Annotated in this window: 10 protein-coding genes, 1 tRNA gene and 1 CRISPR repeat array; of the genes, 8 read left to right on the top strand and 3 right to left on the bottom strand. The window is 63.6% G+C overall.

From position 1 onward, the window contains the following. Position 1 precedes the first annotated feature (1 nt). Positions 2-1,741: a CRISPR direct-repeat array (repeat unit 36 nt; unit sequence GCCGCCGGAGCCGACGCGGACCTGATCAACTGACAC). A gap of 89 nt (positions 1,742-1,830) precedes the next feature. The 8 genes from KIT79_15310 to KIT79_15275 all read left to right on the top strand — a co-directional run bounded on the left by KIT79_15310 (position 1,831) and on the right by KIT79_15275 (position 6,348). Beyond that, on the top strand, positions 1,831-2,424 hold the full coding sequence (locus KIT79_15310; GenBank protein ID MCW5830674.1) for a hypothetical protein: 594 nt from the start codon (positions 1,831-1,833) through the stop codon (positions 2,422-2,424). Beyond that, entirely contained in the window at positions 2,424-2,894 is a 471-nt protein-coding gene (locus KIT79_15305) for an ASCH domain-containing protein (GenBank protein ID MCW5830673.1), read from the top strand. The genes KIT79_15310 and KIT79_15305 overlap by 1 nt, the downstream gene beginning before the upstream one ends. A 33-nt stretch (positions 2,895-2,927) precedes the next feature. After that, positions 2,928-3,290, top strand: a complete 363-nt coding sequence (locus KIT79_15300) for a hypothetical protein (protein MCW5830672.1) — start codon at positions 2,928-2,930, stop codon at positions 3,288-3,290. Positions 3,291-3,567: 277 nt separating this feature from the next. Beyond that, the gene (locus tag KIT79_15295) at positions 3,568-4,023 is read left to right on the top strand and encodes a hypothetical protein (GenBank protein MCW5830671.1); all 456 of its coding nucleotides are present in this window, start codon (positions 3,568-3,570) and stop codon (positions 4,021-4,023) included. After that, positions 4,010-4,273, top strand: coding sequence for a hypothetical protein (locus KIT79_15290; protein ID MCW5830670.1), 264 nt, complete (start codon positions 4,010-4,012; stop codon positions 4,271-4,273). Before KIT79_15295 ends, KIT79_15290 begins: the two co-directional genes overlap by 14 nt. 16 nt (positions 4,274-4,289) lie before the next feature. Next, positions 4,290-4,511 carry a hypothetical protein gene (locus KIT79_15285; protein ID MCW5830669.1) on the top strand — a complete coding sequence of 74 codons (222 nt, stop codon included), beginning with the start codon at positions 4,290-4,292 and terminating at the stop codon, positions 4,509-4,511. 84 nt (positions 4,512-4,595) lie between these two features. Then, a complete protein-coding gene (locus tag KIT79_15280; protein ID MCW5830668.1) occupies positions 4,596-4,790 on the top strand; it encodes a hypothetical protein in 195 nt (64 codons plus the stop codon). Positions 4,791-4,845: 55 nt separating this feature from the next. Further along, positions 4,846-6,348: a recombinase family protein gene (locus tag KIT79_15275; protein MCW5830667.1), complete on the top strand. Its 1,503-nt coding sequence runs from the start codon at positions 4,846-4,848 to the stop codon at positions 6,346-6,348. Here the strand turns inward: KIT79_15275 and KIT79_15270 are convergent. From KIT79_15270 to lepB, 3 genes are all read right to left on the bottom strand, one after another. Continuing rightward, positions 6,316-6,405, bottom strand: a tRNA-Ser gene (locus KIT79_15270). The two genes, KIT79_15275 and KIT79_15270, sit on opposite strands and share 33 nt — an antisense overlap. Before the next feature lie 26 nt (positions 6,406-6,431). Next, positions 6,432-6,878 (bottom strand): nucleoside deaminase, encoded by a 447-nt coding sequence (locus KIT79_15265; protein MCW5830666.1) that lies wholly within the window; start codon positions 6,876-6,878, stop codon positions 6,432-6,434. A gap of 82 nt (positions 6,879-6,960) precedes the next feature. Next, positions 6,961-7,689, bottom strand: coding sequence for a signal peptidase I (lepB, locus tag KIT79_15260; protein ID MCW5830665.1), 729 nt, complete (start codon positions 7,687-7,689; stop codon positions 6,961-6,963). Positions 7,690-7,737: the final 48 nt, after the last annotated feature.

The following is a 7,737-nucleotide window of genomic DNA, read 5'->3' as shown; positions in this document are numbered from 1 at the left end:
AGCCGCCGGAGCCGACGCGGACCTGATCAACTGACACCAGCTTCGGCGCTTCGCCAATCTGGAGCCTCTTGAGCCGCCGGAGCCGACGCGGACCTGATCAACTGACACTATAATAAGGCGTAGCCGTGAATGGGAAATAGAGTGCCGCCGGAGCCGACGCGGACCTGATCAACTGACACGTTATTGGCTACGTTGACCGTCCACCTGTGGAGCGCCGCCGGAGCCGACGCGGACCTGATCAACTGACACTATCAGGCCCATTTCAACCCGCTTGCGCTGTTTAACGCCGCCGGAGCCGACGCGGACCTGATCAACTGACACCCGCCGTCGAGCATCTCGGCGAAGAGCGCCGCCTGGCCGCCGGAGCCGACGCGGACCTGATCAACTGACACGACGGAAAGCTCCACGTGCATCTGCTCCAGTGTCAGCCGCCGGAGCCGACGCGGACCTGATCAACTGACACGGACGCCCTGGAGATCGAGGCGGAGACGCCGGGCGCCGCCGCCGGAGCCGACGCGGACCTGATCAACTGACACTTCTCGTCGTTAAACAGCGCAAGCGGGTTGAAATGGCCGCCGGAGCCGACGCGGACCTGATCAACTGACACATTTGTTTTTCCCGTTTGTTGGCGATTTCCCGGCGCCGCCGGAGCCGACGCGGACCTGATCAACTGACACTTCATGTCGCCCGATCTGATCAACCAGTTGCGAGTGCCGCCGGAGCCGACGCGGACCTGATCAACTGACACCGCCAATACATGCTACACGCGCTCCTCGACCGTCGCCGCCGGAGCCGACGCGGACCTGATCAACTGACACGCCGACTGGCCCGGCGGCGGCACGCTCGTCGCCCGCCGCCGGAGCCGACGCGGACCTGATCAACTGACACTTGTTACGAGTATACCCGTGACGAAAGGGGTAGAGGCCGCCGGAGCCGACGCGGACCTGATCAACTGACACTTTTCCCGTCTGCGCCGCGCTGGTAGGACTGGATGGCCGCCGGAGCCGACGCGGACCTGATCAACTGACACCAGGTCCCACTGCCCGTGGGCGATCAGGTGGGCGACCGCCGCCGGAGCCGACGCGGACCTGATCAACTGACACCCTGTGTCCGTATCGCGTGCAGCATCGCCGGGAGAGCCGCCGGAGCCGACGCGGACCTGATCAACTGACACGCCCGGACGTGGACGGCGTTCTCCTTCGTCGACGCCGCCGGAGCCGACGCGGACCTGATCAACTGACACAGGCGGCTCATCACGTCGAAGGGGATCAGAATCCGGTGCCGCCGGAGCCGACGCGGACCTGATCAACTGACACGACGACGGGCTGATCGCCACCCTGAAGGGCGAAATGCCGCCGGAGCCGACGCGGACCTGATCAACTGACACACCCGACTAGCACAGGGGCCACTACCATCAACTCCCGCCGCCGGAGCCGACGCGGACCTGATCAACTGACACAAGAAGAACGGCACCCCCGCGAGCTGGCACTGATCGCCGCCGGAGCCGACGCGGACCTGATCAACTGACACGTCGAGCTGGACGCAGGGGCCTCCACGGAGGACGGGCCGCCGGAGCCGACGCGGACCTGATCAACTGACACCACGGGATCGGGGCCGCTGCAAACTGTTTTTGCCGCCGCCGGAGCCGACGCGGACCTGATCAACTGACACCTGTCTCCGGACCGTCGTCTGCTCCAGTTCCCTCGCCGCCGGAGCCGACGCGGACCTGATCAACTGACACCCCAGCTTCGCCGCGATCCCGGCGGGCGGCTCACCGGCCACCGGCAGCGGCGCTCCGTTCCCGTTAAAACAGCGCGCCCGCCGTCACCGATGGCCGAATGGAAGAACAAGCGGACCGGCGACGTGGAGCTGGTCCCCAGGGGAGTGACCCCGGGCTTCGACACCAATCCCGGCAAGCTGCGCGTCGAGTCGGCCTACCGCCTTCTCACCGACAAGCTCGAGGGCGCGCCTGCGATGATCGCCCAGGTGGCAATCCGGGACGTGGTGAACGGACGGCTCTTCGACGACTGGTTCCATTCGGAGTTCCCGAAAGGGGAATTTCCGGTGCTCCGCCTGTCGGATGAAGCCGCCCAAGCGATCGGCGCACGCCATCGTGTGGCGGCTATCAACAGTGGTATATCTTGGAAGCAGCGCGAGAAGCATCCTGAACTCAAGATAGAGGACTACCGGATTCTACCGGAGCTGGGTGAACACCCCGACTTTATTGTCAGGCAGAAGGCGACTGATGGTAAGGGGGAGCGTGTAGCTGTGATCAGGTCCAGCGGTAAGACCTATATGGCCGTGGTCCGTGCCGAGAAAAGCGGACAGGCGACTTTTGTCGTTTCATTCCGCAGATCACGAGATATCGACGTTCAACGGCTGCTCCGTGACGGGACAGTCCTATACCGAAAGCAGGGTGGGTGATGCCCAAGGCTCTCACTATCGTCCAGCCTTGGGCATCACTTATCGCCGATGGTTTCAAATCATGGGAGATGCGCTCGTGGCCCACGAGCTATCGTGGTCAGTTGCTGATCCACGCAGGTCGCGGAAAACTGACGAAGCAGGCTCGTACGGCCAACGCCGAAGCGCTGCGGACCTGGATGGCCAGGACCGTAAATCCAGAATTCACCAAGGCAGCCTGCTACTTCGACCGGACTGACCTACCTATTGGTCGCATCGTGGCCGTCGCCGACCTAGTTGGCTGCCATAGGATCACCGGAAGCTGGAGGACAAGCCCAGCGGAAAGGAAACGGGTGCTCCTCTATGGATTAACGGAACCCGCTGTCGGTGAAGTCTTATTTGGCTGGGTTTTGGCGAACGTCCGGAGAGTGGACGGCCCGGCGTGCAAGGGGATGCTCGGATTGTGGACGCTGGATGAGGTTGTCTCAATATGAATGCCGGACGCACGGTAGGACTCCCACCCCTACATGCTGCCTACTCTCGTAGGCCACGGCAGGGAGATTCACCGTGTCGCGCACGCCCGGCTGAACATCAATTTAAGGCCGTTCGAACGGCCTGTAAAGGCCGAAGTTCGATCTCTTATGGAGGTCGGAGTTCGGCCGGAGTTCCACGAGGTCGAAGTTCGGCCGGAATCGCTGGATGTCCTTGTACCGTGCGGGAACCGGGACGATCCGGGTTGGCCGTCCGCTGCAATTCCTGGTGATTCGGCGGCCGTCGTCACGATGACATCCGCATCCGGTGTTCCAGTCTCCAGGTCAGGGGTGGTTCGCCGGATCAACATGCCTGGGGCATCCGGGCATGGGAAACTCCGGCAGCCAGTCGCGCAATGAGCACGCCGGGGGTAGCAGCTTCATGCCTCGCCCCAGGTTGTGTACCCGGCGAAAAGCGCCCTGCAGCCGGCCGCAGGCCGTCACGGTTCCGGCAAGGGGCGACGCAGCTCCGGTGTGAGTCCGGGAAGCGCCTGGATTCCGGCGGTTCGGGCGTGGCGGGGGCAAGACCCGCCCGTGTGAATTCCGCGGAAAAAGCGGCCGGGCATAATTTCGATCTTGAAACTATTCCGGAGGCGGGCTATATTTCCGGTGGTGAAACTATGAGGACAGGCCCCAAATGACCGAAACCCTCCTGGACAGCGAGACGGTCTCCAGAATTCTGGATATCAGCTATCCGAAGCTCATGCGCCTGGTGCGGGCGGGCTATGTCCAGCCAGCCACCTGGACAGGCAAGCCACGCACGCCCGTCTGGTGGACCCGGAATGATATCCGGCGGGCGGAGATCGCCAACAAGCTTGTCGAGATCGGTGCCCGGCACGAGGATATCCCGATGCTTCTGGACCGGTTCTGGGGCTATTTCGAATCCGGATACCTCCCCATGTGGGTCGGCGAATTGGGAAAACCGAAAACCGGCGAACCGTTCATGGGTTACCTCTGCATCTACCACGAGGGAGGAATGACGATTACGGGGAAGGAAAAGACCATCAAGATCGACGGCGAGGTCGCCCGGCAGATGGAGGTTTATTCCCTTCCGTTCGAGTGGGTGAGGAGGAAGCGCCGTGGAAAACGCTGAACAGCTCTCCCCGGGCGCGATGACCGTCTACCGGCTGCTGTGCGAGCGGTGGAACGGCCACCCGCAGGCCGGCAGGTTCATCAGGGCCGTCAAGCAGTCCTTCGATGCCGCTGGCTACTTCATCACGGGCGACGAGTTCGGCGAGATCATCGCCGAGCTTCACAAAAGCGGTCTCGTGCGATTCCAGGTCCGCCGGGACGCCATCGGGCTGGTTCCGGTGCGCAGGTTCCAGAACCTCAGGCTGACCTGACTGGATACCCCCCGTCATGCCGCACCGGAACCCCCACCTGGACAGGACCGAGCTGGAGCAAGCCATCCGGAAACTCGTCGAGGTTCTGGAAGAGGGGCTCGATCACGGGTTTTTCGACTATTCGGTCACCGGGGAGATCGTGAGGGGCGGTATCCGGTGCGTCACGGTCAGGGCCGGAAAGAGCTACCGGTTCCTGATCCACCCGAAGGCCCCGGAAGGCCAGGCGTGCGACTCCTGACACGGGAGCGCCAGATGGAAACACCACCGATTCCTGTCACTGGAACGAACGGCACGGGCGGCAGAGGCCGCGTGAGCGTCCCCCATGGAAACAGACCGGAGCGAATTCCGCCGGGCGCTGGTCCGCATCACGGGCCGGATGCCGACGGAAAAGGAAACGGGCGAAGCCCGACGGCGCGTCAGGGAACTGCTTGAAGTGATTCAGGATATCCGGGACGGCCGCAACGGGATGCGCCGCGAGAAAATGGCTGTTCCGTGCCAGAGGCGAAAAACCGGTTGACGTTTGGCCGGAACTGCCGGATGCTCGCAGGCTGACTTTGGGAGGCGAAACATTCATGGCAACGATATCTTCAAGAGCCTTCGGCTTCGCCCGCGTGAGTTCCGAGGACCAGGCACGGGGCGGCATCTCGCTCGGCCTCCAGACCGGTTCGATCAGGGCCTATTGCGACGCGAACGGCCTCGATCTCGTCAAAACGTGGGAGGTGGCCGAAACGGCCACCTTCGACGACGAGCGGGTGGAGTTCCAGGCGATGCTGAGGGAGTTTGCCGCCTCCGGCGACGTGCCCCATCTGGTCTTCCACAAGGTGGACCGCTCGAACCGCAACTCCTGGGACCATGCGCGGCTGGAGGACCTGGTGAAAAGGCACGGCAAGCACCTTCATGCCGCGCTGGACCGTTTTCATCTCCATGCCGATGCCCCTCCGTCCGAGTGGGACCGGTTCGAGATGATGGCGATGTTCGCCCGGAGCGAGACGCGGCATCTGTCGGCCCGCGTCAAGTCCTGCATCAGGCAGCAGACGAGCCTTGGATACTGGAGCTACAAGGCACCGCCCGGATACCGGAAGGTGCCCCGTACCGGCATCGAACCCGACCCGGTGCAGGGGCCGCTGGTGAGGGAGCTTCTCGAAGCCGCCGCCACCGGCAACTACTCCCTCGACGTACTGGTCAAAGAGTCCAAGAGACTCGGAATTACGTATCAGGATAAGCCCATTTCACGTTCGGCGCTTCACCGGTGGCTGGTCGATCCTGTCTTTGCCGGGCCGTTTTATGCCAAAGGGAAGCTGGTCACGAACTTCCAGCACGAGCCGCTCATCGACATGGAGACGCACGAACGCATCAGGCTCCGTCTTTCGGACACGCGCCGGACGGAGAAGAAGATCCGGGAACCCAGGCCCCTGAGCGGCGTCTTCCAGTGTGCCGAATGCGGCCATTCGGTGACGTTCTTTGCCGCCAAGAAAGGAAAATACACCTACGGGTTCTGCGGGACCTGCAAGCGCAACGGCAACAGGCACGCTTTCCTCGCAGAGAGCGAGGCCCTGAGGCGGCTGGACGGGATCGCCCGCCGGGCGATCCTGCCCCCCGCCGCCGCCGGACTTCTGATGGCCGGACTCGACGAATTCCGGAGCAAGGCCCATGAGGTCAGGGCGGCGAAACGGGCCGCGCTGGAAGCGCGTCTGGATGTTCTGAAACGCAAGCTGGCGAGGGCGTTTGAGGCCATGACCAGTGGCGATGTCGATTCCGCCACCTACCGTGAACAAACCGGGGCGCTAAGGGCCGAACGGGACAGGGCCGAGATCGGGCTGAGGGAGCTGGAGCGCGAAGAGACGCACGCGGCAGCAGACCAGGTCGAGGCGGCGTACAAACTCGCCGAAGAGCTCGAAACCACGCTGGATTCGGCGAGCCCCAGGGCGCTCGCGAGAATCTCGAAAATCCTGTGTACAAACCTTCAGGTGAGGAACGGAACCGTCGAATATTCCTTGGCGTTTCCGTTCGATCTGATCGCCGAAGGAAACAAGGGCGGTGACTGGCGGAGAGTGTGGGATTCGAACCCACGATAGGGTTTCCCCTATACACGCTTTCCAAGCGTGCGCCTTCAGCCACTCGGCCAACTCTCCGAAGCACCCTTGAAGGGAAGTGCCGGTCAGGAACCGGCCTTGCGCCGGCGGTCCCTGAAGAAGGCCTTGAGTAGCGGCCCGGCGGCGTCTGCGTCAAGCCCGCCCTCGCAGCGGACCGGGTTCAGGTTCCCGTCTTCGGGGATGTCCAGGCCCCCCCAGCGGGCGGCCCCGCGCTTGGGGTCGCTCGCCCCATATACTACCCGTGCGACGCGGGCATTCTTCAGTGCCATCAGGCACATGAGGCACGGCTCCAGGGTCACATAGACCGTCGCACCCGGAAGCCGCCAGTTCCGGCTCCGCCGGCAGGCACGGCGCAGGGCCACCAGTTCCGCGTGAGCGGTGGGATCGCTGTCCTGTTCCCGGCGATTCCGTCCGGAACCCAGAAACTTCCCCGAGCGGGACACTATGACAGCCCCCACGGGGACCTCCCCGGCAGCGGCAGCCCGGCGGGCGGCCGCGAGCGCACGGCCCATCCAGCGATGATCCTCTGGCGTAAACCCCTTGTGCGTTACAGCAGCCATCAGGATGCTCCGGCCATGCGGCGGCAGGCCAGTCTCAGCGTATGATCCGGCCGAGACGCCGCCAGCGGGTATCGAACGGGAACCGGACGATCCCCTGCACCAGACCGGTCAGGCCACCGGGAGAGGTGCTGTCGGTCGAAAAGTAGATGAATGCCGCCGGGCCCACGAGAGCATCTTCAGGCACGGTCCCCCAGCTCCTGGAATCAAGCGAGCGGTCCCGGTTGTCGCCCATCATGAAATAGTGGCCGGGCGGAATCACGAACGGTCCGAACTCCCCGTGCCCGCTCAGTTCGCCGTCAATCCAGTGGGCCCACTCGTCACGCACCGGTTCGCCATTGAGATACAGAACGCGGTCGACCAGTTCTACCCGGTCGCCTGGGAGCCCCACCACCCGCTTGATGAAATCCTCCTGGTCGAGATATTTCTTTCCGAGTTCCTGGGGGGGAACGAACACCACCACGTCCCACCGCTTCGGCCGGCCCCACCTCACCAGCCAGTCATGCCGGAACGGCACCTTGATCCCGTAGGCCGGCTTCCAGACCAGCAGATAGTCGTTCCTGAGCAGCGTCGGCACCATGCTCTCGGACGGGATCACATAGGCCTGCACGATGAACGTCCGGATCAGGAGCGCCAGCAGGAACGCAAAACCCAGCAATTCCAGGAACTCCACCGTCCGCGACCGGCGGTAGTGGGCGAGATCCACCTCGATCGACTGCACCAGATCACCAAGAGCCGTTTTCAGGGCGCCGGCATCTCCGTCCATCCGGTCCGAGACGGCAGTCTCCATCGCCTCCAGCCGTTCCAGAACGGC

Source organism: Deltaproteobacteria bacterium (assembly GCA_026129095.1).
In the GTDB taxonomy this organism is placed as follows: Bacteria; JAGRBM01; JAGRBM01; order JAGRBM01; family JAHCIT01; genus JAHCIT01.
This window is presented reverse-complemented; position numbering and strand designations above follow the sequence as displayed.

Excerpts from the sequence above, each read along its gene's own strand:
- KIT79_15280 (MCW5830668.1), top strand. The coding sequence starts at position 4,596 with ATGGAAACAGACCGGAGCGAATTCCGCCGGGCGCTGGTCCGCATCACG.
- KIT79_15300 (MCW5830672.1), top strand. The coding sequence starts at position 2,928 with ATGCTGCCTACTCTCGTAGGCCACGGCAGGGAGATTCACCGTGTCGCG.
- KIT79_15295 (MCW5830671.1), top strand. The coding sequence starts at position 3,568 with ATGACCGAAACCCTCCTGGACAGCGAGACGGTCTCCAGAATTCTGGAT.
- KIT79_15310 (MCW5830674.1), top strand. The coding sequence starts at position 1,831 with ATGGCCGAATGGAAGAACAAGCGGACCGGCGACGTGGAGCTGGTCCCC.
- KIT79_15275 (MCW5830667.1), top strand. The coding sequence starts at position 4,846 with ATGGCAACGATATCTTCAAGAGCCTTCGGCTTCGCCCGCGTGAGTTCC.
- KIT79_15265 (MCW5830666.1), bottom strand. The coding sequence starts at position 6,878 with ATGGGCCGTGCGCTCGCGGCCGCCCGCCGGGCTGCCGCTGCCGGGGAG.
- KIT79_15305 (MCW5830673.1), top strand. The coding sequence starts at position 2,424 with ATGCCCAAGGCTCTCACTATCGTCCAGCCTTGGGCATCACTTATCGCC.
- lepB (MCW5830665.1), bottom strand. The coding sequence starts at position 7,689 with ATGGACGGAGATGCCGGCGCCCTGAAAACGGCTCTTGGTGATCTGGTG.
- KIT79_15285 (MCW5830669.1), top strand. The coding sequence starts at position 4,290 with ATGCCGCACCGGAACCCCCACCTGGACAGGACCGAGCTGGAGCAAGCC.